The organism is Leifsonia sp. C5G2 (genome assembly GCF_013359685.1).
GTDB lineage: Bacteria > Actinomycetota > Actinomycetes > Actinomycetales > Microbacteriaceae > Leifsonia.
Genome location: NZ_JABFMV010000006.1, coordinates 191,522 through 214,141 on the forward strand (window position 1 = coordinate 191,522; position 22,620 = coordinate 214,141).

The window sequence follows — 22,620 nt, forward strand, 5'->3', positions numbered from 1 at the left end:
AAGTCTAGGAGGGCGCGGCTTCACGCCGGCACGACGGCCAGCTCCCGGTCGCGCGGCACGAGGGGCGTCGCGACGGCGGGGCACACCGCTACGAGCGCGAAGGCGAGCGGGTAGCCGACCCAGCCGATGAGGGCGCCGACCGCGGGCCCGACGACGGAGGCGGCGAGGAACTGGCCGGTGTTCTGCGTGCCGAGCGCGCGTCCCGACCAGAACGGTCCGGCGATCTCGGCGACCGACGTGTAGGCGAGCCCGTTGTCGGCGACCGTGACGATCGCGGCGACGATGAGGATGACGGCCGCGGCGACCGATCCGAGGGCGGAGGCCGCCGCCATCAGCAGCATGACGGCCACAGCGCACAGCGAGACCCAGCGCAGCGGGCGCAGGTGGCTGCCGACGCGGTCGCTGAGCACGCCGACGCCGATGCGGCCGATGGCCCCGGCGAACTGGCTGACGCCGATAACGATGCCTGCCGCCAGCGATGGGAAGTGCAGCTGCGACACCAGCCAGACGAGCCCGAACGTGGACACCGTGAACTGCGGAACGACGAGCAGCATCGAGACCCCGTGGATGCGCCACAGCAGCGACGTCTCCCGGTACGGCCGCCAGGCCGCCTGCGGGTGCGCCTCCTCCCCCTCGGCCGCACGGCGCGGCGGGCGCGGCGGGTCGACGATGCCGATCGCGCACAGCACGGCGGACACCGCGCACAGCACGGCGGGGACGACGAGCGCGGCCGCGATGCCGCCCGTCGCGGCGAGCAAAGGGACCGTCACCGCGGCGATCGCGACGCCGAGCGGCTGGCACATCTGCCGGATGCCCATGGCGAGCCCCCGGCGCTCCTTCGGGAACCAGCCGATCACCACCCGGCCGCTGGCGGCGTTGGGGCTGGCGGACGCCATCCCGCCGACCAGGAACAGCGCGCCGAGCGCCAGGTAGGAGGCGGTGAACATCGCGGCGAAGGCGGCCAGTGCCGTCACCGCGAGACCGGAGGCGATGACCCAGCGCTCCCCGATCCGGTCGCTGAGGGCTCCCCAGGCGATCAGCGTGAGCACGAGCCCGAGCGTCGGCGCCGAGGCGAGCAGTCCGGCCTGCGCCAGGCTCAGCCCGCGCTCGGTGTGCAGCAGCGGGATGAGGAAGGCGGGAGTCGAGACGAACACGGTGGAGCTCGCCTGCGCGAGGACGCCGAAGGCCAGCATCAGCCAGGGGCGTGGATGACGTGCGCGCGTGCCGATCATGGGTATACCCTAGCGGTATACCAAGCCGGTATACCAAAGGAGGACCGTGTCCGAGCTGCAGCCCGTCGACGAGCCGTCCGGCGTATACCACCGCCTCCGGGCCCAGATCCTCGACCTGGACCGCGTCCCCGGCTCGCGCCTCACCGAGCGCGGCCTCGAAGCCGAGCTCGGCGCCTCCCGCACACCGCTCCGCGCCGCGCTCATGCGGCTGGAGGCCGACGGATTGGTGGGCCGCGACGGCCGGGCCTGGCAGGTCTCCCCCATCGACCTCGGCGAGATCGCGCGCCTCAGCGAGCTGCGGGACGCCGTCGAGACGGCGGCGGTCCGGCTCACCTGCGAGCGTGCACCGGAGGCCGACATCGCCGCGCTGGCACACGACCTGGAGACCGTCGACCGCGACCAGCCCGCCGACGACGCGGTGCGCGCCGGCACCGACTTCCACGTCCGGCTCGCCGCACTCTCGGGCAACCACTTCTTCGCCGATGCCGTCGGCTCCGCCATGACCCGGCTCGCGCGCTCGCGCTGGCTCGTGGCGCGCAGCGAGGAGGCGTGGGACGAGCACCGCGAGATTCTGCGGCTCGTCGCCGAGAGGCGTCCGGAGGAGGCCGCAGAGCTCATCCACCGCCACATCGTCGGCACGCACGAGCGTCTGCTTCAGGCGCTGGATGCCGACGCCCGGATGCTGCGCGGGCGCGGCCTCGCGATCGTCCGCTAGCCGCGGGGGGCGTCCAGCAGCTCCGACACCGGGGCGATGCGCACCAGCCGGTCGGCGCCGGGATACTGCGCCGGGGCATCGCTGACCAGGGCGTCCGTGTGCAGCCGCGCGAGCGCCACGTACTCGGCCGCCTCGGTCTCCGCCCAGCCCAGCTCGGACGCGACCTTCCACGCGGTGCGGCGCAGCACCCGATCGCCCAGCAGGCGCACGTTCAGGGCGTCCACGGCGGCGAGGAGGCCGCGCGCGTCGTCGTCCGCCCGGCGGCCCGCGACGGTGTCGGCATGGAGCGAGGAGAGGGTCTGCGAGCGAAGCAGGGTCGGCGCGAGTAGATCATGTCCACCGCGCCAGCCGGACTCGGCGAGACGGACGGCGGCGGAGGCGTCGATCACGTAAGCGGCCATGCCGCATTCCACCATCTGTCCTGGGGAAAGGGAAGAGGGCGACCCGTCCGGGTCGCCCTCTCAGTCCTCGTCGCCCGCAGGCTCGTCGCCCGCAGGTTCCGGGTCGTCGTCCGGCAGCTCTTCGAAGAGCCCGGCCGGCGGCGTCAGCGTCACCGTCCCCGCGGCCAGGTCGACCTCCGGGACGATCGCCTTCACGAACGGGACGAGCACCTCGCCGTTCCCGGTCGCGATCGCGAGCAGGTCCTGGGCCGGCAGGTGGTCGACGCGGACGACCCGCCCGACACTGGCGCCGTCCCGGAGCGCGTCCAGTCCGACCAGCTGGTGGTCGTACCAGGCGTCGTCCTCCTCCGGCAGCTCCTTCACGTCCTGGCTCACCCAGAGGATGGCCTTGACGAGGGTCTCCGCCTCGGTACGGTCGTCGACGCCCTCGAAGAACCCGACGGGGTGGCCGTTGTACCAGCGCAGCTCGCGGAGCTCGAGGGTCTTGCCGTGCCACTTGGACGCCGTCGGCACCTGCAGGGTGAAGACGGCCCCGGGGACGAACCGCTTCTCCGGCTCGTCCGTGTACAGCTCCAGCTTGAGGGCGCCCTTCAGCCCGTGGGCCTTCGTGAGTCGCCCGACGCGCAGCTCGGTCTGATCGGGCCGAGGCGCGACCTCCTTGCGAGGCAGTTTGTGGTCGGCCACCTCAGTCGTCGACGACGTCGACACGGACGCGCCGGCCGTCGGCCAGCGCGGTCACGAGCGTGCGGAGCGCCTTGGCGGTCCGGCCGGAGCGGCCGATCACCCGGCCGAGGTCCTCGGGATTCACGCGAATCTCGAGGACCTCGCCACGCGGGGAGCTCTTGGCCACGACGTGGACGTCGTCAGGGTGATCGACGATCCCCTTGACCAGGTGCGTGAGCGCGGGTGCGAGCAAGACGTCAGGCCTTCTCGTCCGAAGCGTCTTCCGCGATGGCCTCGGCCTCGGCGACGACGTTGGCCTCGTCGGCCTCCTCGCGCTCGACCTCGGCCTCGACGACGGCCTCCGCCTCAGCGGCGGTGGGCTTCTCTGCCTTGGGCTTGAGGACCGGCTTCTTCTTCTCGTCGGCGACGAACGCGACCTTCTCGTCGGCGACCTTCACGGTCGAGACGGCGTTCTTGTCGCCCTTGAACTTGCCCCAGTCGCCGGTGAGCTTCAGCAGCGCGGTGACCTGCTCGGTCGGCTGGGCGCCGACGCTCAGCCAGTACTGCGCACGGTCGGAGTCGACCTCGATGCGCGAGGGCTCCTCGGTCGGGTGGTACAGACCGATCTCCTCGATGACACGACCGTCGCGCTTGGTGCGCGAGTCGGCGACGACGATGCGGTAGTACGGAGCGCGGATCTTGCCCAGGCGCTTCAGTCGGATCTTTACAGCCACGATTCTCCTGTGTGAGTGGATGAGTTGTGTCGAACTGACTGCCGTGGGCGTGGGGGCACACGCGGCAGGAGGTCTAGTGTTCGTCCCACGCACCGGATAGAGGGTCGGGTACGTCGAACTCAACTAGCTATTCTGTCAGACATTGCGCCGCTTTGAACAATCGGATGGACGGTACCCGACGCATGCAGATCGAATTCTCGGAGTCCGAGCGCTCCACGGTGGGTATCGAGTGGGAGCTGGCGCTCGTCGACGGCGCCACAGGCGACCTCGTGCACATCGCCGACGAGGTGCTGCGCGAGCTGGGCACGCCGGACGGCGAGGAGCACCCGCAGATCACCCACGAGCTGCTCCTGAACACCGTCGAGCTGGTGAGCCGCGTGCACAAGACGGTCCCGGCCGCGATCACGGATCTGCAGGAGCTGATCGGCCTCGTGCGCGAGGTCACGGACCCCCTGGGCGTCGAGCTCATGTGCGCGGGGACGCATCCGTTCGCCCAATGGTTCGACCAGAAGGTCACGCCGAACGAGCGGTACGACCGGCTGCTCGACCGCACCCAGTGGTGGGGCCGGCAGATGATGATCTGGGGAATCCACGTGCACGTGGGCATCGACTCCGTCGACAAGGCGCTCCCGATCGTGAACGGGCTGCTCACCTACTACCCGCACTTGCAGGCGCTGAGCGCCTCGAGCCCGTTCTGGGCGGGGGCGAAGACCGGGTACGCGTCGAACCGGGCGCTCATGTTCCAGCAGCTCCCGACCGCGGGCCTCCCGTACCAGTTCGGCACCTGGGCGAACTACGAGGAGTACGTTCAGGACCTCGTGACGACCGGTGTCGTGGAGGACCACAGCGAGGTGCGCTGGGACATCCGGCCGTCGCCGAAGTGGGGCACGGTGGAGATGCGGGCCTGCGACGGGCTCTCGACGGCCGACGAGGTCGGCGCGGTGTCGGCCCTCATCCACTGCCTCACCGACCGCATGTCCGGTCAGCTGGACGAGGGTGTGGAGCCGGTCACGCTGCAGCCGTGGTTCGTGCGCGAGAACAAGTGGCGTGCGGCCCGGTACGGGCTCGACGCCGAGATCATCCTGGCCCCGGACGGCAGCGAGCGTCTGGTCTCGGACGACCTGCGCGACCTCGTCGAGGACCTGCAGCCCGAGGCCGAGCGGCTGGGCTGCGTCGACGAACTCGCGACGGTCCTGACCATCCTGGACGCGGGGGCCAGCTACCAGCGGCAGCTGGCGGTCGCCGAGGCGAACGGCGGGAGCCTGCAGGCGGTGGTCAGCTCCCTCACGCACGAGCTGCGCAGCGGCCTCGCGCGCTGACGAATCGGGCAGCGGATCCATAGGATCCGGGCGTACCGTGTTCGCATGCTTGCCCGCCGTCCTCTCGCCGCAGCCGCGGCCGCGATGACGGCCGCGCTCCTGGCGCTGGTCGCTCTTTCGGGGTGCGCGGTGGCGTCCGCCGGTCCGCTGGAGGATGCCGTCGTGCCGGCGGGAGCCGAGCGGGTCGCCGTGATCGGCGACTCGATCGAGTCCGGACTCGGCCTCGACCCCGACGAGTCGTGGCCTGCTCTGGTGGCCGCCAGCCGGGGCTGGCGGCTGAGCAACCTCAGCGTCCCGGGCGCCGGCTTCGTCGCGCAGGGATCCGACGGGGGCGACTTCTCCGCGCAGGTCGCGACCGCGATCGCGTCGCGCCCGCAGCTCGTGCTCATCGGCGCGTCGGACAACGACCTCGGCACCGACCCGGCGACGGTGTCCGCGGCCGTCGAGAAGGCCGTCGATCAGATCCGCTCGGCGCTCCCGCACACGCGGATCGTCGGCTTCAACGCGCTGACGGGACAGGCGGGCGACGACGAGCTCGCCCCGCTGGACGCGGCGGTCAAGAAGGCCGTCGAGGCGGACGGCGGCACATGGCTCGATCTGGGTCAGCCGTACCGCGGTCTCGCCGGCCTCGTGCAGGACGACGGGGAGCACCCGACTCTGCCCGGGCAGCAGGCCATCGCCGCGGCGGTCGAGGCGCAGCTCCCCGACTGAGCGGCTCCCGGCCCGGCAGCCTCCAAGAATGCATGCATATGCTCTGAGGCGTGACGAACCGACGCCCCCGCCACCTTCTCGCCACGGCCCTCCTCGCCGGAGCGCTCGTCCTGTCCACGGCCGGCTGCACGGCGACCGGCGGCCAGGCGGCTCAGCCGACGGCCACGGCCACGGCGACGGCGGAGCCGCGTCCGGTGACCGCCGCGGCGATCGGCGACTCGATCGCCATCGGGTACGGCGTGCCGGCCGACGACGCCTGGCCCCTCCTGGTCGCCCGGCGCCTGGGCTGGAACCTCACCGACCTGGCCGACAGCGCCTCCGGCTTCACCCGCAAGGGCGGCAGCTCGCACACCTTCGACGACCAGGTCAGCGCCGTCATCCGGCTGCGACCCGAGATCGTGATCGTCGCCGCCACGCGCAACGACGTCGACGCGCCTCCGGCGACCCTCGCGGCCGCCGCCACCTCGGCGCTGGAGCGTCTGCGCGCAGCGCTCCCCGACACCCGGATCATCGGCGTCAGCCCGATCTGGGGAGCCGACACCCCCACTCCCCAGGTCGGCACCGTGAGGGCGGCCGTCCGTGCGGCCGTCCTCGACGTCCGCGGATCGTGGGTGGACCTCGGCCAGCCGTTCACCGGGCACCCGGAGCTGCTGATCGACGGCAAGCACCCGACCGTCGCGGGCCAGCAGCAGGTCGCGACGGCCGTGGCGGACAAGGTCGCCGCACTGCTCTCGCGCGAGTGACGACGGGCGGGTACCACCACTCCGACACTCCCGGAAGCCGGTCACAGGCTGTTCGCAGGTTCGAGGCCGTAGCGTCGCTTCCGTGCGCACCCGTACCCGACGCCTCGGCACCCGGCTCCCCCTTGCCGCCTCCGCCGCACTGACGGCCGCCCTGCTCGCCCTGGCGGGCTGCTCCGCCGCCCCGACGGCGCGCCCGGTCGCCGCTCAGCCGAGCGACGTCGCGGCCCCCGTCGCCGGTGCCGCTGCGGGCAGCACGGACACGGTGGACGCCGTCGCCATCGGCGACTCGATCGCCTTCGGGAAGGGCGTGACCCCGGCCGAGGCCTGGCCCGCCCTCGTCTCCGCGGCCCACGGCTGGCGCCTCACCGACCTCGCGGTGTCGGGCTCGGGCTTCGTGAAGCCGGGCTGGAACGGGTCCACCTACCGCCAGCAGGTCGACGCCGCTCTGCGCCTGCACCCGCAGGTCATCCTCCTGGCCGCCACCCGCAACGACCGCGAGCAGGACCCCGCCGCGGTCACCGCCAACGCCGACCGGATGCTGCGCGAGCTCCGCGAGCGGTTCCCTAAGGCGACCATCGTCGGGATCACGGGAATCTGGGGCTCCGACCAGCCGCCCGCGACCATGACGCGCGTCGATGGGATCGTCGAGGACGCGGTTCGCGGCGTGAACGGCACCTGGATCGACATCGGCTTCCCGCTCGTCGGCCACCCGGAGCTGCTCCAGAAGGACGGCATCCACCCGAATGCGGCCGGCCAGGAGGTCGTGGCGCACACCATCGAGTCGAAGCTGCGCCCGCTCGACCTCGCGCTCTAGCCGACTCCGGTCAGCGGCCCAGGAACTTCTGCAGGGCGGCCATCTCGTCCTCGGAGGGGCCGCCATCCTTCGCGCCGCCCGATCCGAGGCCGAACCCGCTGCCGCCGCCGGGGGCGCCGGCGGGCTTGACGCCGGCCGCGAGGGCCGCGTTCTCCGCCGCACGCTTCGCCGGGTTGCCCGACCGCGAGCCGCTCTTCTTCTTGTTCTTCTGCTGCTTGCGCCCGGCGTAGGAGGCACCCGGGATCGGGCCCATGCCCGGCACGTTCGGCACGCCGCCCTTCGCGACCGTCTTCATCATCTTGGCGGCCTGCTCGAAGCGGGTGACGAGCTGGTTGACCTCGGTGACGGTCGTTCCGGAACCCTTGGCGATGCGCAGGCGACGGGAGCCGTTGAGCAGCTTCGGGTTGGTGCGCTCGGACGTCGTCATCGACTGGATGATCGCCTCCGTGCGCACGATCTCCTTCTCGTCGAAGTTGTCGAGCTGCTGCTTCATCTGGCCCGCGCCCGGCAGCATCCCCATCATCTTCTTGATGGAGCCCATGTTGCGCAGCTGCTGCATCTGCTTGAGGAAGTCGTCGAGCGTGAAGCTGTCGGTCGCGAACTTCTCGGCGACCTTGCGCGCCTCCTCCTCGTCGAAGGCCTCCTGGGCCTGCTCGATGAGGGTGAGGATGTCACCGAGGTCGAGGATGCGCGACGCCATGCGGTCGGGGTGGAACGGCTCGAAGTCGTCGAGCCCCTCGCCGGTGGACGCGAAGATGATCGGGCGGCCGGTCACGGATGCGACCGACAGGGCGGCGCCGCCTCGCGCGTCGCCGTCGAGCTTGGAGAGCACGACGCCGGTGAAGTCGACGCCGTCCTGGAACGCCTTGGCGGTCGCCACGGCGTCCTGACCGATCATCGCGTCGATGACGAACAGCACCTCGTCGGGGTCGGTCGCCTTGCGGATGTCCGCCGCCTGCTTCATCAGCTCGGCGTCGACGCCGAGGCGGCCCGCGGTGTCGATGACGACCGTGTCGTACTGCTTGGTCTCGGCGAACTTCATGGCGTCCTTGGCGACCTTCACCGGGTTGCCGACGCCGTTGCCCGGCTCCGACGCGAACACGGCGACGCCGGCCTGCTCGCCGACGACCTGAAGCTGCGTGACGGCGTTGGGGCGCTGGAGGTCGGCGGCCACCAGGAGCGGGGTGTGCCCGTCCTTCGCCAGCCACTTGCCGAGCTTCCCGGCGAGCGTGGTCTTGCCCGCGCCCTGGAGGCCGGCGAGCATGATGACCGTCGGCGGACGCTTGGCGAACTCCAGCCGGCGCTGCTGGCCGCCCAGGATGGCGACGAGCTCCTCGTTGACGATCTGCACGACCTGCTGGGCCGGGTTGAGGGCCTTGTTCACCTCGTCGCTCAGCGCGCGCTCGCGGACCTTCGCGGTGAAGTCCTTGACCACCGGGAGGGCGACGTCGGCGTCGAGCAGGGCCCGGCGGATCTCCCGCACGGTGCCGTCGACGTCGGACGGCGACAGCTTGCCCTTGGTGCGCAGGTTCTTGAAGGTGTCCGCAAGACGGTCGGACAGGGTGCCGAAAGTAGCCATGATGCAGTGATTCTATCGGGCGACGTTGGCCGGTCGCCGTGAACGCCGATCAGTCGCCGGACATCAGTCGCCCGACGTCTCCACGTTGACGACGTCGCCGCGCACGTCGAACGACACCGTGAGCAGAGCATCCGACTCGTCTGGCGCGATCGAGTAGTCGAAGGTGGCGAACACCTCGTCCTCATCGGCGTGGTCGGCCTGGATGACGACGGTCAGCAGCTGGAGCGACCGCAGCACGTCGATGGCGATGTCGCCGGAGCTGTACACCAGCAGGTCGACCAGGCTGTCGCCCAGCTTGTCCACGTGCTCGTCGATGTAGCTCGTCGTGGCCGACTGCCGCGAGCTCAGCTCGGCGACCAGCGCGTCCCTGGCTCGGGCGTCGAAGCCCTCCAGCGCCTGGATGAGCGCCGCCGCGGCGTCCAGAGCGAACTCCGGCACCGCGGACTCGTCGTCGGCCAGCAGCTCGACCGCGACCGCCTGGTCGCCCAGCTCGACCGTGTCGTCCCAGGCGAGACCGCCGCTCGCCGTCTCGTCGATGAGGCCGAAGAAATCGTGCTCGATCGCCATCGAAGCTCCCCTACCCGACCAGCTGCTGCGCGAACACGTGCGGCGTGAAACCGGTCAGGTCGTTGATGCCCTCGCCCTGGCCGACGAGCTTGATCGGGATGCCGGTGCGCTCCTGCACGGCCAGCACGAAGCCGCCCTTCGCGGAGCCGTCGAGCTTGGTCAGGACCAGACCCGTCACGCCCGCGTGCTCCAGGAAGGCCTCGGCCTGCGCGAGCCCGTTCTGGCCGGTGGTCGCGTCGAGAACGAGCAGCACCTCGGCGATGGGCGCCTGCTTCTCGACGACGCGCTTGATCTTCGACAGCTCGTCCATCAGGCCGCCCTTGGTCTGCAGCCGGCCCGCGGTGTCGATGATGACGATCTCCGTGCCGTCGCGCTTGGCCTTCTCGACCGTCTGGAAGGCGACGGACGCCGGGTCCTGCCCCTGCTGCTGCGGGCGGACGATCTCCGCCCCCGCGCGCTCGGCCCAGGTGGCCAACTGCTCCACCGCCGCCGCGCGGAACGTGTCGGCCGCGCCGACGACCACCGAACGGTCGTACGTGCGCAGGAACTTGGCGAACTTGCCGATCGTCGTGGTCTTGCCGACGCCGTTCACCCCCACCACGAGCACGATCGCCGGGCGGTCGCTCAGCTTCAGGGTGGTGTCGAGCTTCGAGAGCCGCTCCTCCATCGTCTCCCGCAGCATCCGCTGCAGGTCGGCGGGGTCGGTCGTGTGGTAGCGCTCGACCTTGGCGCGGAGGTCGTCGACGACGGCCTCGGTGACATCGGGCCCGAAGTCGGCCGTGATCAGCGCGGTCTCCAGGTCGTCCCAGGTGTCGTCGTCGATGGTCTTCTTGGCGAACAGCCCGCGGAGGGCGCCCGACAGAGACCAGGGGGTGCGGTCAGCCATGACACTCAGACTAGCCGCGGATGTACGGTGTGCTCATGTACGCGCTGGTGGGGGTCTCCGCGGAGCTGGCCGAGCAGCTGGTCGCGATCGAGACAGGAGGCGAGGACGCCGTGCACCAGGCGCGCACGCGCGTGCGGCGGCTGCGCAGCATCCTGAGCGTCTACAAGAAGGCGTTCGACCGCGAGGAGGCGCGCAGGATGCGCGACCGGCTGACCCGGCTGGGCGAGCGCCTCGGAGCCGTGCGCGACCTGGAGGTGCGCAGCCGCGACCTCGAGGACCTGCTGCTGGCGGAGTCCTCCCCCGAGCTCGTGGATGCGGTGGAGGCGCTGGCCGCGGAGTCGCGCGACGCCCACGACCGGGCGCTCGCCGAGCTGCTCTCGCACCTGCGCGGGCGGACCCACCGCGTGCTCCTGGCGGACCTGCAGCGGTTCGCGGCCGACCCGCCGCTGGCGAAGGCCGGACGCACGCATCCCGGGCGCGTCACGCGGAAGGGCCTGGCGAAGGCCGTTGAGCGCGTACGCCGCAACACGGGCACCACCCTGGAGCAGCGTCACGAGCTGCGGAAGGCCGCCCGCCGCCTCCGCTACGCCGCGGAAGCCGTCATCGACGACCGCGGGCGATCGGCCGTCCGGCTGGCCGCGGCGGCGGAGACGGTGCACGACAGTCTGGGCGACCACCGCGACCTGGTGCTGCTCGGCCGGCACCTGCGCGAGCACACCGCCGGCCGCGGGCTCAGCCCGTCGGCCACCGCGGGGATCGCGATGCTCGCCGCCGAATGCGACCGGCGCGCCGAGGAGAGGCTGGACGGCCTGGACGAGGCGCTCGACGCGATCGAGTGGTGAGCCCGCCGTCTCCCCTGTCTCAGCCGGCCTGCTCCTGCGCCACGCGCTGGCCGACGACGGCCGAGACGCCGTCCTGCCGCATCGAGACGCCGTAGAGGGCGTCGGCGATCTCCATCGTGCGCTTCTGGTGCGTGATGACGATGAGCTGGCTGCTCTCGCGGAGGTCCTCGAAGATCGTGAGCAGGCGGCCCAGGTTCGCGTCGTCCAGCGCCGCCTCCACCTCGTCCATGATGTAGAACGGGCTGGGGCGCGCCTTGAAGATCGCGATCAGCAGGGCGACCGCGGCGAGCGACCGCTCCCCGCCGGAGAGCAGCGAGAGCCGCTCGATCTTCTTGCCCGCCGGCTTCACCGTCACCTCGATGCCGGTGGTGAGCAGGTCGTCCGGGTTCGTCAGCCGGATGCTCCCCTGCCCGCCCGGGAACAGGATGGGGAACACGCGCGTGAAGGCCGCCTCGGTGTCGGCGAAGGCCGACTCGAAGATGGTCTGCATCCGCTCATCGATGTCCTCGATGATCGTGAGCAGGTCTTTGCGGGTGTTGGTCAGGTCGGTGAGCTGCTCGGTGAGGAACTTGTGCCGCTGCTCCAGCGCGGCGAACTCCTCCAGCGCCAGCGGGTTCACCCGGCCCAGCTGGGAGAGCTTGCGCTCGGCCGACGCCAGGCGCTTCTGCTGCTGCTCGCGGGAGAACGGGACGGTCTCGACCTCCTGCTCCTCCGCCGCGTCGCCTGCGGCCTCTGCGGCCTCCGCCGCCTCGATCTCCTCGCGCCTGCGGTCGACCGGGACGGGGACCTCCGGGCCGTACTCGGCGACCAGCACGTCCTCCACCAGGCCGAGCTCGCTCCCCGCGCGCTCCAGCAGGCTGGAGAGGTGCAGCTTCTTCTCGTAGATCTGCAGCTCCAGCCCGTGCACCGACTCGGTGATGGCGTGCAGCCGCTCGCGCACGGCGTTCTCGTCGCGGCGGAGGGCGGCGAGCTCCTCGTTCTGGGCGGCGCGCTCCGCCTCGGCGGCGGCGAGCTGCAGCCGTGCCTGCGCCACCGAACGGTCCGCCGACGCGAGCACGGCGGGCAGGGCCGCGATGACGCTCTCGGCGGCGTCCAGCTGCCGGCGGCGGATGACGGCGCGCCTGGCGGCCTCCTCCGCCGCGGCGCGCTCGGCCTCCAGCCGGCGGGCGAGCGCCTCTCCGCGGGCCTGCTCGGCACGGACGCGCTCCTTCGCGGTCTCGACCGAGAGGCGCGCCTCCACCTCCGCCTCGCGCGCGGCATCCAGCTCCGCCGACAGGGCGTCGCGGGCGCTCACATCCAGGATGGGACGGGGACGCGACCGTGCCGCCTCCAGCTCCGCCTTCGCCTTCTCGGCGGCCTGCTCGGCCTCGGTGACCCGCTCCGACGCCTGCTCCAGTGCGCGGTCGAGCCGGTCGGACTCCGCCTCCGACGCCTCCAGCTGCACCTTGAGGCGGTTGAGCTGCTCGGTCTGCGCGGCGAGCTTCGCGTCGAACTCGCGGAGGGTGGTCAGCGCCGCCTGCGACTGCTCCTTGGCGACCTGCAGCACACCGCGCTGCTCCGCCAGGGCGAACGTCGCCCGGTCGATCAGGGAGGTCACCTCGCTGAGCCGCTCCTGCGCGGCCTCGCGGTCGGCGATCAGCTCGATGCGGCTCTGCTTCGCGCCGGACCCGCCGCGGAGCACGTGCTCGCTCAGCACGTCGCCCTCGCGGGTGATGATCGTGATCGGGATGCCGATTCCGCGGCCGCGGAACGCCTCGAAGGCGCGCCGGGCGACATCGACGTCGTCGGCGATGGCGGTGAAGGCGAGGATGCCGCGGACACCGTCCGGTGCGTCCACCACGTTCGTGGCGGGCACGACGCCGGCGACCCCGGTCAGATCGACACCGGCGGCGGGAGCGTCGGCGACCACGACCTCCACCCTGCCCAGGTCGTCGGCCGCCGCGTGCGCGACCGCCGCCATCGCGGAGTCGCGGTCGTCGGCCAGCACGGCGTCGGCGAGCGTCCCGAGGGCGGCGGCGATCGCGGCCTCGTAGCCGGGGTGGACGCGCACATGCTCGGCCACGAGCCCCCGCACGCCGGAGAGGCGCGCGGCGACCAGCGCGGCGGAGCCGTCCTTCTGGTCGAGGGCGAGCGACAGCGCGCTGGTGCGGGCGGCCAGGGCGTCCCGCTCGCGCTCGAACGTGTGCAGCTCCTCGCGCAGCCGCTCGATCTCGGCCTCCGCCTCGAAGACGGTCGCCTGCGCGAGTTCGTACGCCTCGTCGAGGTCGCCCTCGCCGACGTCGGAGGTCGCGGCCTCGGCCTCGCGCGCGGCGAAGTCGGCACGGGCCCGCTCTCGCCGCTCTGTAGCGGCGTCGAGCGCGTTCTGCTGGCGGAGCACCTCGCCCCGGACCGCGGCGAGCCGCTGCGCGGCGGCGTCGGCCTGACCGTTCAGCTTCGAGATCTCCAGGTCGTGACGGGAGACGAGGGCGCTCTGGGCGGCGATCTCCTCGTCGACCGCGTCGAGCCGGGCGCGGGCGTTCCTCGTCGCCGCCTGTGCCGCCGTCCAGGCGGTCTCCGCCTCGACGACGACGCCGCGCAGGCGCTCGACCTCGTCGCGGGCATCCTGCACGTTCTGCGGCGTGACGCTGGGGCCCGAGTCGGGAGCGTCCCCCTGGCTGCCGAGCAGGGCGACCCTCTGGTTGGCGAGGGTGAACAGCCCGCGCAGCCGCTCCTGCACCGACTCCAGGGCGAACGCGGTGCTGCGGGCGACGTCCACGGCGTCGCCGACCTGCGCCTGCTCCAGCCGGGTGCGGCGCAGCTGCTTCTGCTCCAGTTGCTCCTGCAGCACGATCTGCTCGCTGTGGCGCTCCGCCTCGGTGCGGCTGTGATCGTCGAGGGTGCGGCGCAGCGTGACCACCTCGTCGGCGAGCAGGCGGGCGCGCGCGTCGCGAACGATCGCGGCGATCGACTGCGCCTCCCGCGCGATCTCCGCCTGGTGGCCGAGCGGCTTCAGCTGGCGGCGCACCTCCCCCGCCAGGTCGCTCAGGCGGGTCAGGTTGGTCTGCATCGCCTCCAGCTTGCGGAGGGTCTTCTCCTTGCGGCGGCGGTGCTTCAGGATGCCGGCGGCCTCCTCGATGAAGCCGCGGCGCTCCTCCGGGCTGGCGTGCAGCACCGCGTCGAGCTGACCCTGGCCGACGATGACGTGCATCTCGCGGCCGAGGCCGGAGTCGCTCAGCAGCTCCTGCACATCCAGGAGCCGGCAGGACTGGCCGTTGATGGCGTACTCGCTGCCGCCGTTGCGGAACAGCGTGCGCGAGATGGTGACTTCGGAGTACTCGATCGGCAGCGCGCCGTCGGAGTTGTCGATGGTCAGCTGCACCTCGGCGCGGCCGAGCGGGCCGCGGGTGGCGGTGCCGGCGAAGATGACGTCCTCCATCTTGCCGCCGCGCAGCGTCTTGGCGCCCTGCTCGCCCATCACCCAGGCGAGGGCGTCCACCACGTTCGACTTGCCGGACCCGTTCGGCCCGACAACGCAGGTGACGCCCGGCTCGAAGGCGAACGTCGTCGGCTGCGCGAACGACTTGAAGCCTTTGAGCGTCAGACTCTTCAAGTACACGCAGGCGAATTTACCGGACGTTCACGGCCGCACCGCGCCGGAACGCCGCTGGGACAACGAGGAGTCCCGGGCGATGTCCCTGTAGAAGGTGGGATGGCCGTCGGGATACCCGAGTGACCGGAGCAGCATCACCGCCTTGTCGGGAAGCGACTCTCCACGGAAGTAGTCGGCGAAGTGGTCGTCGGCGTCGACGATGGTCTCGATACCGCATGCGGTCATCAGCGCGCGGATGTCGTCGTCGTCCCGCCCTGCACGGGAGGCGTTCAGTTTCATGGCGAGCAACGCCTCCTGTGTCGCGAGCTCGACCGTCAGAGCACCGTGGGACAGCTCAGGACTCGCCTCCCACAGCGGCCGACCCGCATATGCCGGGTACAGACCCTGCGCTTCGAGGTTGATCCAATTGTCCGGCCATCCACGCTGCTGAGCGACACGCGCGGCGATCTGCCCGATGACATCCTGAGGGAGCAGGACGACGGCATCGATGTCCACGGTGGACCGGCGCTCGGCGTGGCCGCCGAGGATCATCGCCGAGCCGCCGATGATCTTGAGCGTGCCCTGCGCACCGTGTTCGGCGAGGCCGTCGCGGATCTGCTCGAGTCCCCAGATGATGTCCTCCTGGGTAAGGATCCTGTCGCCGGCCATCAGACGCTGGCGAGGGTCTCGCGCGGCAGGATCACGCCGTGCTCGATCAGGATCGGATCGGTGTCGTCGTAGTGCCGCTGGTACCACCGGTACCCCAGCGACTCCTCCGCGATCGGCGCGTACCGCCCCTCTGCCGTCACCCACGCCGGGCTCTCCAGCCCCAACTCGCGCAGGCGCAGCTCTGCTAGCCCCGCGATGGCCGCGTCGAAATGCGGGTCGCCCGTGGGGTCGGGTTCGACCGCGAGGCTGAGGGCGATCCGGAAGGAATCGCCCGCGCGCAGGTCGTCTGAGAACTGGATGAGCGCACGGAAGGCCGTTGCCGTGTCTCCGTCGGCCAGCTGGGCGCGGATGAACTGGGCGACGTCGGCCGCGGCGTTGATCCGGCCGGGCACCGCGATCAGGGTCACCCCGAGGCTGTCGGCCAGGGTCTCGAGCGTCGCCGTGGTGACGCCCGCCTTGCCGCTCTCGTAACGGGAGATCGCGCTGTGGGCGATGCCGGAGCGGGCGGCGATGTCCTTCTGCGTCCACCCGGCCTGTTCGCGCGCCTTCTTGAGTTGTCCGTTGAGTTGCATGGTCGGCACCCTCCGATTAGCGAATTCACTAATCGTAGCCGACGAGAATGAGACCGTCATACCCTTCTGACGCAGAAGTGCGCCGGCCCGTGATGGGCCGGCGCACTCTATGCAGGCAATGCAGACGTCACGCGACGCCCAGGTACGCCTCCTTGATCGCCGGATCGGCGAGCAGTTCGCGTCCGGTGCCGGCCCGGGTGATGACCCCGGTCTCGAGCACGAACGCGCGATGGGCGCGGGCCAGCGCCTGGTTGGCGTTCTGCTCCACCAGCAGCACCGTGGTCCCCTGCTTGTTGATCTCGGTGACGATCGTGAAGATCTGCCGGATGAACTGCGGCGCGAGACCCATCGACGGCTCGTCGAGCAGCAGCAGGCGCGGGTTCGACATCAGCGCACGGCCGATGGCGAGCATCTGCTGCTCTCCGCCCGACATCGTGCCGCCGACCTGCGTCTTGCGCTCGGCGAGCCGCGGGAACAGGGCGAACACCCGGTCGAAGTCCTCGCCCATCTTGGAGCGGTCCTTCCGGCCGAACGCGCCCATGTCCAGGTTCTCCATCACCGTCATGCCGGGGAAGATCCCGCGGCCCTCCGGCGCCTGTGAGATCCCGCGGACCACGCGGATGTGCGCCTTCATCTTGGTGATGTCCTCGCCGTCGAACAGGATCGACCCCTTCGACGGGTTCAGGATGCCCGAGATCGTCTTCATGGTCGTCGACTTGCCGGCGCCGTTCGCTCCGATGAGGCTCACGATCTCGCCCTCCTCCACGGAGAACGACATGTCGTGGATGGCCTCGATGCGGCCGTAGGACACGCTGATGTTCTTCAGCTCAAGCAACGTCATCTTCAGGCTCCCCGAGGTAGGCGGAGATCACGCGCGGGTCTTCGCGGATGACCTCCGGAGCGGCGTCGGCGATCTTGCGACCGAACTCCAGGACGACGATGCGGTCGGTGACGCCCATGACCAGCTTCATGTCGTGTTCGATCAGCAGAACCGTGTACCCGTCGGCGCGGATGGTGCGGATGAGCTCCATCAGCTCCTCCTTCTCCGCCGGGTTGAAGCCGGCGGCCGGCTCGTCCAGGCAGAGCACCTTCGGATCCGTGGCGAGCGCCCGCGCGATCTCCAGGCGGCGCTGGTAGCCGTACGGGAGCGACCGCGACAGGGACCCCGCGTGGTCGGCGATGCCGACGAACTCCAGCAGCGCCATCCCGCGCTCGATTGCGGACTTCTCCTCCCTGGTGTGCCGCGGCAGACGCAGCAGGGCGCCGGGCACCGAGGTGCGGTGCCGCGCGTCCAGCCCGACGACGACGTTCTCGAGCGCCGTCATCTCCCCGAACAGGCGGATGTTCTGGAACGTGCGCGAGAGCCCCATCCGAGTGATCTGGTGCTGCTTGCGGCCCTTGATGGTCGCGCCCTCCAGCAGTACGTCGCCGCTCGTCGGCTTGTAGACGCCGGTCATCGCGTTGAAGCAGGTGGTCTTGCCCGCCCCGTTCGGTCCGATCAGGCCGAGGATCTCGCCGCGCTTGATGTCGAAGGTCACGTCGTCGAGCGCCGTCAGACCGCCGAACTTGACGGTCAGGTTGCGCACCTCCACGATGTTCTCCCCGACCTCGACCGCGATCTCGCGGTCCGGCGCTGCGGCCTCGGCGACCGTCAGGTCCACACCCGCGGCCTCCAGTTCGTCCTCGTTCGCACCAAGGACCGGCTCCTGCTCCGGAGCGGTGTTCCGTGCATCCGTCATCGTGCGCCTCCCTTCGCGCCGTCACCGTCGAGTGATCCTTCGTCGAGCGCCCCGCCGCTGACCGCGGGCGTCGCGCCCGTGGCGGTCGTCGGCCGACGCTTGGCCGCATCCGTCACCAGGCGGTATGCATGCCTGCCGTATGCGAGCAGCTTCTGCCGCGCCGGGAACAGGCCCTGCGAGCGGAAGATCATGATCAGCACGAGCGCGATGCCGAAGATCAGGTACTTGTAATCCGCGATCACGGTGAACCGCAGCGGGATGTACGCCACGATGGCGCCGCCCAGCATCGCGCCGACCTTGTTGCCCGCACCGCCGAGGACGACGGCGGCGAGGAACAGGATCGAGGTCTGGACGTCGAACTTCTGGTTGTTGACGAAGCCGACCTGACCGGCGAACAGCGCACCGGAGAGACCGCCGACGCCCGCGCCGATCGCGAACGCCCACACCTTGTACTTGAAGGTGGGGACGCCCATGATCTCGGCCGCGTCCTCGTCCTCGCGGATGGCCACCCAGGCGCGGCCGACGCGGCTGCGCTCCAGGTTGCCGACCAGCAGCAGGATGACGATGATCACCGTGATGGTGAGCCAGTACCAGGGCACGCCGTTGGAGTTGGAGAAGATCGGAACGCCGTTCGCGTTCTCCCCCGGCGGATGGCCGACGTTCTGGAAGCCGACCTGGCCCTTCATCGCCGGGATGATCGTGGCGAGGATGCGCACGATCTCACCGAAGCCGAGGGTCACGATCGCCAGGTAGTCGCCGCGGAGGCGGAGCGTCGGGACACCGAGGATGATGCCGAACGTCATCGTCACCGCGATGGCGACCGGGATCGTCCACAGGTACGGGATCTTGAGGAACGGCGAGTCGGGGCTGGTCAGCATCGCCGCCGTGTACGAACCCACCGCGAAGAACGCGACGTACCCGAGGTCGAGCAGGCCGGCGTAGCCGACCACGACGTTCAGGCCGATCGCGATGAGCGCGTAGACGGCCATCGAGAAGCACGCGAGTGCCCAGTCGTTGCCCGGCGCCGTGCTCAGCGGGAAGAAGTTCAGGTACGGCAGCGCGTACGCGAGCGCGACCACGATCAGCAGCCACGCCCACTGCACGGCACGAGGGAGGTTGTTCCAGCGGTCGCGGAGCTGCTGGAAGCGGCCGTTGCCGCGCTTGCCGCGGCCGGCCTCCATCGCGTCGACGGCCTGCTCTTCGCGGCCGTCGGGGAGGACCCGGGGACCTTCTGTCATGCTCATGCGCGGCTCCTTCCGAGGGAGGTGCCCAGGATGCCGCTGGGCTTGATCAGCAGCACCAGCACCAGGACGACGAAGGCGACGACGTCGGTCCACTGCGAGTCGCCGAGCAGGATCTGGCCGTAGTTGCCGATCACGCCCAGCAGCAGGCCGCCGAGCAGGGCGCCGCGGACGTTGCCGATGCCGCCGAGGACGGCCGCGGCGAACGCCTTGACGCCGAGGATGAACCCGCCGTTGTAGATGACGCCGGAGGGAACCAGCATCACGTAGAAGAGGGCGGCGGCGCCGGCGAGGATGCCACCGGTGATGAAGGTGATCTGGATGATCCGCTCCTTGTTCACGCCCATCAGGGTCGCCGTGTCCGGGTCCTGCGCGACCGCGCGGATGCCGCGGCCCGTTCGGGTGCGGCGGATGAACCAGTCGGTCGCGATCATGAGCAGGACGGAGGCGATCACGATGATCAGCTGCTGGCTGTTCACGATGGTGCCGAAGACGTCGAAGATCGGCTGCGGGATGAACATCGTGACCGCCGGCTCCGCGTTCGCGCCGCGGATCAGGAAGATCAGGTACTGGATCGTGAAGGACGCGCCGATCGCGGTGATCAGGAAGACCAGGCGGGGCGCGTTCCGTTTGCGCAGCGGGCGGTAGGCGACGCGTTCGAGCAGCCACGCGGTGGCTCCCGATGCGACCATGCCGACGAGGAGCGCGAGTATCAGGTCGCCGATGATCGCGACCGGGCTGAGGTTGGGGGCGCTCGGGCCGAAGCCGAGCGTGGTGAGGGTCACGACGACGCCGTAGGCGCCGACGATGAACACTTCGGAGTGGGCGAAGTTGATGAGATTCAGCACGCCGTAGACGAGCGTGTAGCCGACGGCGATCAGACCGTAGACGGCGCCGAAGGTGAGTCCGTCGAAGGTGGCGCTCCAGAAGTTCTGGACGAGCGCGTTGACGTCGAAGTTGATCCAGGAACTGTCGAGGGCGGGATGGAGGACGAGGGTTTCGAGCATTCGAGCATCCAGGGTTCAGTGCCGGATCATCGTCGATCCGATCGATTTTCGAGCGTAGTCCGAAAAGAAGGGTGCCGCGGACCGCCGGCCCGCGGCACCCCTCCCTGTCGGTGGATCAGCCGATGGTGCCGATCGGCACGATCTTGCCGTTCTCGACCTTGTAGCCGTAGACGGCCGGGGCCTGCAGCTCACCCGTGGAGTCCCACTTGTAGTGCTTGCTCAGACCGTCGGCGTCGTAGTCCTTCACCCAGGAGAGCAGGTCGGCGCGGGTCGTCTTGCCCTTGTCGATGCCCGCCAGGAGGACGGTGGTGGCGTCGTAGCCCTCGATCGAGTACGTGCCCGGCTCGGCATTCGCGAGCTTCTTGTAGGCCGACTCGAAGTCGGGGATGAGCTCACCCGGGATGCAGGGGCAGGTGAAGTAGGCGTTGCCCGAGGCGTCGCCGGCCAGCTTGATGAACTGGTCGTCCTTCACGCCGTCGGGGCCGACGAACGTGCCCTTGTAGCCCTTGTTGACCAGCTGCTGGTCGAACGGAGCGCCCTCGGCGTAGTAGCCCGCGTAGTAGACCGCGTCCGGCTTCGCGTTGATGATCTTGGAGATCGTCGCGGAGAAGTCCTTCTGGCCGGTGGTCACCTTGTCGGTGCCGACGAGCGCGTCGCCGAGCGCCTTCGAGGTCTGCGTGCCGAGGCCGATGCCGTAGTCGGAGTCGTCCTGGACCAGGTAGACCTTCTTGGCCTTCAGCTTGTCCGTGAGGAACTTCGCGGCGGCGGGACCCTGCACGGCGTCGTTGCCGAGGCCGCGGAAGAAGGTCTTCCACCCGTTCTGCGTCAGGCCGGGGTTGGTGGCCGACGGGGTGATGTGGACGAGGCCCTGCTGCTCGAAGATGTTGCCGGTCGCCTTGGACTCGCCCGAGAACGGAAGGCCGACGACGCCGACGATGTCGGTCTCGTTGACCGCCTGGGTCACGGGACCGGTCGCCTTGTTCGGGTCGCCCTCGGTGTCGAACTTCTTGAAGCCGACCTGGCAGCCCTTGTTGGCCTCGTTGTGCTGGTTGATCGCCAGCTGGATGCCGTTGTAGATGTTGATTCCGAGCTGGGCGTTCGGGCCCGTCTCGGCACCCACGTAGCCGATGGTCAGGCCGGCAGGACAGGTGGCCTTTCCGTCGCCGGCGGGGAGGACCGCGTCCTTCGGGACATCGACCGACGTGATGGCCGGGATGTCCACCTTGGACGAGCCCCCGTTGCTGGATCCTCCCGTGGACGGCTGGTTGGCGCATCCGGCGAGGAACAGTGCGACTGACGCTGCAACAGCCGCACCGATGATGACTTTCTTCCGTAGCATCTCTTGCCTCTCGACGTTATTGCGTCACGAACTCGCCGTTTTCGCCGGTTCGTGCCACGAATATGTGTGCTGAGAATACAGGGCTCGCAACGATTTGCAACCAACATCGGAACGCAGATTTACACGATCGAAACCAAACGGTGAAGGCGGGTTCACACGCCATCCGCCCCTGGATAGGCTGATTGCCTCGCGACCGGCCCGAGGAGGTGTACGCGCGATGCGTGTGACGCGGCTGCTCATCCCCGAGGCCGTCGGCACGCCCGGAGCGGCCGCCTTCGAAGAACTCGTCGGCGTGCTGAACGGCATCGTCGTCGACCTCTGGGGCGACGACGACTTCGTCGAGACCGCGGAGCAGGCGCTCGCCGCGCATCGGGAGCAGGAGTACACCGAGCGCATTGTCTTCGTGGCCGTCGAGGACGGCGCGATCGTGGGCCGCGTCGAGGCGATCTTCCCGCTGGAGCCGGACTCGGAGACCGTTTCGCTGCTGGTCGACGTCGTGCCGGCCCTCCGCGGCCGCGGGATCGGGTCGGCGCTGCTGGCGAAGGGCGAGGAGCTGGCGGCCGACGGCGGCAGACGGGTGATCTCGACGTACACCGAGCACCCGATGCGCACACTCGAGCCCACCGACCGCCTCGTCCGGGCGCAGGCGGGGACCGCCGGGCTGCCGCGCGAGTCGCACGACGTGCGGTTCGCCCTGCGCCACGGCTACACGCTCGGCCAGATCGAGCGGTCGAGCGAACTGCAGCTGCCGCTCCCCCGCGAGCGGGAGCACGGGCTGACAATGACGCTCGACGGCTACCGGCTCGTTTCGTGGTGGGGCGCCGCGCCGGACGATCTGCTGGACCAGTTCGCCGCGATGAAGTCACGGATGTCGACCGACATCCCGCAGACCGGCATCGCGGTCGACCCGGAGGACTGGGACGGCGAACGCGTGCGGTCGCAGGAACGCACCCTGGTCGCGCGCGGCGAGCCGCTCCTGGTGACCGCTGCCGTGCATGAGGCGTCCGGGGAGATCGCCGCCTACACGGAGCTCGCGGTCCCCGCCGACGGCACGAAGGCGGAGCAGTACGACACCCTCGTCGCCCGGGCCCACCGCGGCCACCGGCTCGGGACCGCGGTCAAGCTGCGCAACATCCAGGAGCTGGGGCGGCGCGCGCCGCACATCCGCCGCATCCTCACCTGGAACGCCGACGAGAACGACCCCATGCTGGCGATCAACCGCGCGTTCGGCTTCCGCCCGCACGCGCTGACCGGCCACTGGCAGAAGACCCTCGACTGA

Annotated in this window: 23 protein-coding genes; 7 read left to right on the forward strand and 16 right to left on the reverse strand. The window is 70.4% G+C overall.

What is annotated here, in order from left to right; translation table 11 throughout:
• Positions 1 to 20: 20 nt before the first annotated feature.
• Positions 21 to 1,232 carry an MFS transporter gene (locus HNO83_RS10365; RefSeq protein WP_175337443.1) on the reverse strand — a complete coding sequence of 404 codons (1,212 nt, stop codon included), beginning with the start codon at positions 1,230 to 1,232 and terminating at the stop codon, positions 21 to 23.
• Positions 1,233 to 1,278: 46 nt separating this feature from the next.
• Here HNO83_RS10365 and HNO83_RS10370 point away from each other — a divergent pair, with 46 nt between their 5' ends.
• Entirely contained in the window at positions 1,279 to 1,947 is a 669-nt protein-coding gene (locus tag HNO83_RS10370) for a GntR family transcriptional regulator (RefSeq protein WP_175337444.1), read from the forward strand.
• On the opposite strand, the gene HNO83_RS10375 is transcribed toward HNO83_RS10370, so the two are convergent.
• From HNO83_RS10375 to rpsP, 4 genes are read right to left on the reverse strand one after another with little or no spacing between them, the layout of a single operon-like run.
• On the reverse strand, positions 1,944 to 2,348 hold the full coding sequence (locus tag HNO83_RS10375) for a hypothetical protein (protein ID WP_175337445.1): 405 nt from the start codon (positions 2,346 to 2,348) through the stop codon (positions 1,944 to 1,946). The genes HNO83_RS10370 and HNO83_RS10375 overlap by 4 nt on opposite strands.
• Positions 2,349 to 2,408: 60 nt before the next feature.
• Entirely contained in the window at positions 2,409 to 3,032 is a 624-nt protein-coding gene (gene rimM, locus HNO83_RS10380) for a ribosome maturation factor RimM (protein WP_175337446.1), read from the reverse strand.
• A gap of 1 nt (position 3,033) precedes the next feature.
• Positions 3,034 to 3,264, reverse strand: coding sequence for an RNA-binding protein (locus tag HNO83_RS10385; protein WP_115694959.1), 231 nt, complete (start codon positions 3,262 to 3,264; stop codon positions 3,034 to 3,036).
• A gap of 4 nt (positions 3,265 to 3,268) precedes the next feature.
• Entirely contained in the window at positions 3,269 to 3,745 is a 477-nt protein-coding gene (rpsP, locus tag HNO83_RS10390) for a 30S ribosomal protein S16 (RefSeq protein ID WP_175337447.1), read from the reverse strand.
• A 182-nt stretch (positions 3,746 to 3,927) separates the two neighbouring features.
• Between rpsP and HNO83_RS10395 the strand changes: the two genes are divergently transcribed.
• From HNO83_RS10395 to HNO83_RS10410, 4 genes are all read left to right on the forward strand, one after another.
• On the forward strand, positions 3,928 to 5,064 hold the full coding sequence (locus HNO83_RS10395; RefSeq protein WP_175337448.1) for a glutamate--cysteine ligase: 1,137 nt from the start codon (positions 3,928 to 3,930) through the stop codon (positions 5,062 to 5,064).
• Between the two features lie 45 nt (positions 5,065 to 5,109).
• Positions 5,110 to 5,775: an SGNH/GDSL hydrolase family protein gene (locus HNO83_RS10400; protein ID WP_175337449.1), complete on the forward strand. Its 666-nt coding sequence runs from the start codon at positions 5,110 to 5,112 to the stop codon at positions 5,773 to 5,775.
• Between the two features lie 50 nt (positions 5,776 to 5,825).
• Positions 5,826 to 6,518 carry an SGNH/GDSL hydrolase family protein gene (locus tag HNO83_RS10405; RefSeq protein ID WP_349627128.1) on the forward strand — a complete coding sequence of 231 codons (693 nt, stop codon included), beginning with the start codon at positions 5,826 to 5,828 and terminating at the stop codon, positions 6,516 to 6,518.
• A gap of 82 nt (positions 6,519 to 6,600) precedes the next feature.
• Positions 6,601 to 7,332: an SGNH/GDSL hydrolase family protein gene (locus tag HNO83_RS10410; RefSeq protein WP_175337450.1), complete on the forward strand. Its 732-nt coding sequence runs from the start codon at positions 6,601 to 6,603 to the stop codon at positions 7,330 to 7,332.
• A 10-nt stretch (positions 7,333 to 7,342) separates the two neighbouring features.
• Here HNO83_RS10410 and ffh read toward each other — a convergent pair whose 3' ends face one another.
• The 3 genes from ffh to ftsY form a co-directional block, all read right to left on the reverse strand.
• The gene (gene ffh, locus HNO83_RS10415) at positions 7,343 to 8,911 is read right to left on the reverse strand and encodes a signal recognition particle protein (protein WP_175337451.1); all 1,569 of its coding nucleotides are present in this window, start codon (positions 8,909 to 8,911) and stop codon (positions 7,343 to 7,345) included.
• A gap of 63 nt (positions 8,912 to 8,974) precedes the next feature.
• Entirely contained in the window at positions 8,975 to 9,478 is a 504-nt protein-coding gene (locus tag HNO83_RS10420; protein WP_175337452.1) for a DUF2004 domain-containing protein, read from the reverse strand.
• A 10-nt stretch (positions 9,479 to 9,488) separates the two neighbouring features.
• Positions 9,489 to 10,364 carry a signal recognition particle-docking protein FtsY gene (gene ftsY, locus HNO83_RS10425; RefSeq protein WP_175337453.1) on the reverse strand — a complete coding sequence of 292 codons (876 nt, stop codon included), beginning with the start codon at positions 10,362 to 10,364 and terminating at the stop codon, positions 9,489 to 9,491.
• Between the two features lie 35 nt (positions 10,365 to 10,399).
• Here ftsY and HNO83_RS10430 point away from each other — a divergent pair, with 35 nt between their 5' ends.
• Positions 10,400 to 11,206 carry a CHAD domain-containing protein gene (locus HNO83_RS10430; RefSeq protein WP_249776647.1) on the forward strand — a complete coding sequence of 269 codons (807 nt, stop codon included), beginning with the start codon at positions 10,400 to 10,402 and terminating at the stop codon, positions 11,204 to 11,206.
• 19 nt (positions 11,207 to 11,225) lie between these two features.
• On the opposite strand, the gene smc is transcribed toward HNO83_RS10430, so the two are convergent.
• From smc to HNO83_RS10470, 8 genes are all read right to left on the reverse strand, one after another.
• The gene (gene smc / locus HNO83_RS10435; protein ID WP_175337455.1) at positions 11,226 to 14,801 is read right to left on the reverse strand and encodes a chromosome segregation protein SMC; all 3,576 of its coding nucleotides are present in this window, start codon (positions 14,799 to 14,801) and stop codon (positions 11,226 to 11,228) included.
• Positions 14,802 to 14,822: 21 nt separating this feature from the next.
• Complete coding sequence (locus tag HNO83_RS10440) at positions 14,823 to 15,443, reverse strand: DUF6036 family nucleotidyltransferase (protein WP_175337456.1); 621 nt, start codon at positions 15,441 to 15,443, stop codon at positions 14,823 to 14,825.
• The gene (locus HNO83_RS10445; RefSeq protein WP_175337457.1) at positions 15,443 to 16,015 is read right to left on the reverse strand and encodes a helix-turn-helix domain-containing protein; all 573 of its coding nucleotides are present in this window, start codon (positions 16,013 to 16,015) and stop codon (positions 15,443 to 15,445) included. The genes HNO83_RS10440 and HNO83_RS10445 overlap by 1 nt, the downstream gene beginning before the upstream one ends.
• 127 nt (positions 16,016 to 16,142) lie before the next feature.
• Positions 16,143 to 16,856, reverse strand: a complete 714-nt coding sequence (locus tag HNO83_RS10450; RefSeq protein WP_175337458.1) for an ABC transporter ATP-binding protein — start codon at positions 16,854 to 16,856, stop codon at positions 16,143 to 16,145.
• Positions 16,843 to 17,754, reverse strand: coding sequence for an ABC transporter ATP-binding protein (locus HNO83_RS10455; RefSeq protein WP_175337459.1), 912 nt, complete (start codon positions 17,752 to 17,754; stop codon positions 16,843 to 16,845). The genes HNO83_RS10450 and HNO83_RS10455 overlap by 14 nt, the downstream gene beginning before the upstream one ends.
• A complete protein-coding gene (locus tag HNO83_RS10460; protein ID WP_175337460.1) occupies positions 17,751 to 18,998 on the reverse strand; it encodes a branched-chain amino acid ABC transporter permease in 1,248 nt (415 codons plus the stop codon). Before HNO83_RS10460 ends, HNO83_RS10455 begins: the two co-directional genes overlap by 4 nt.
• Positions 18,995 to 20,002 (reverse strand): branched-chain amino acid ABC transporter permease, encoded by a 1,008-nt coding sequence (locus HNO83_RS10465; RefSeq protein WP_175337461.1) that lies wholly within the window; start codon positions 20,000 to 20,002, stop codon positions 18,995 to 18,997. Before HNO83_RS10465 ends, HNO83_RS10460 begins: the two co-directional genes overlap by 4 nt.
• A 115-nt stretch (positions 20,003 to 20,117) precedes the next feature.
• Positions 20,118 to 21,341: a branched-chain amino acid ABC transporter substrate-binding protein gene (locus HNO83_RS10470; protein WP_175337462.1), complete on the reverse strand. Its 1,224-nt coding sequence runs from the start codon at positions 21,339 to 21,341 to the stop codon at positions 20,118 to 20,120.
• 217 nt (positions 21,342 to 21,558) lie between these two features.
• Here HNO83_RS10470 and HNO83_RS10475 point away from each other — a divergent pair, with 217 nt between their 5' ends.
• Entirely contained in the window at positions 21,559 to 22,620 is a 1,062-nt protein-coding gene (locus tag HNO83_RS10475) for a GNAT family N-acetyltransferase (RefSeq protein ID WP_175337463.1), read from the forward strand.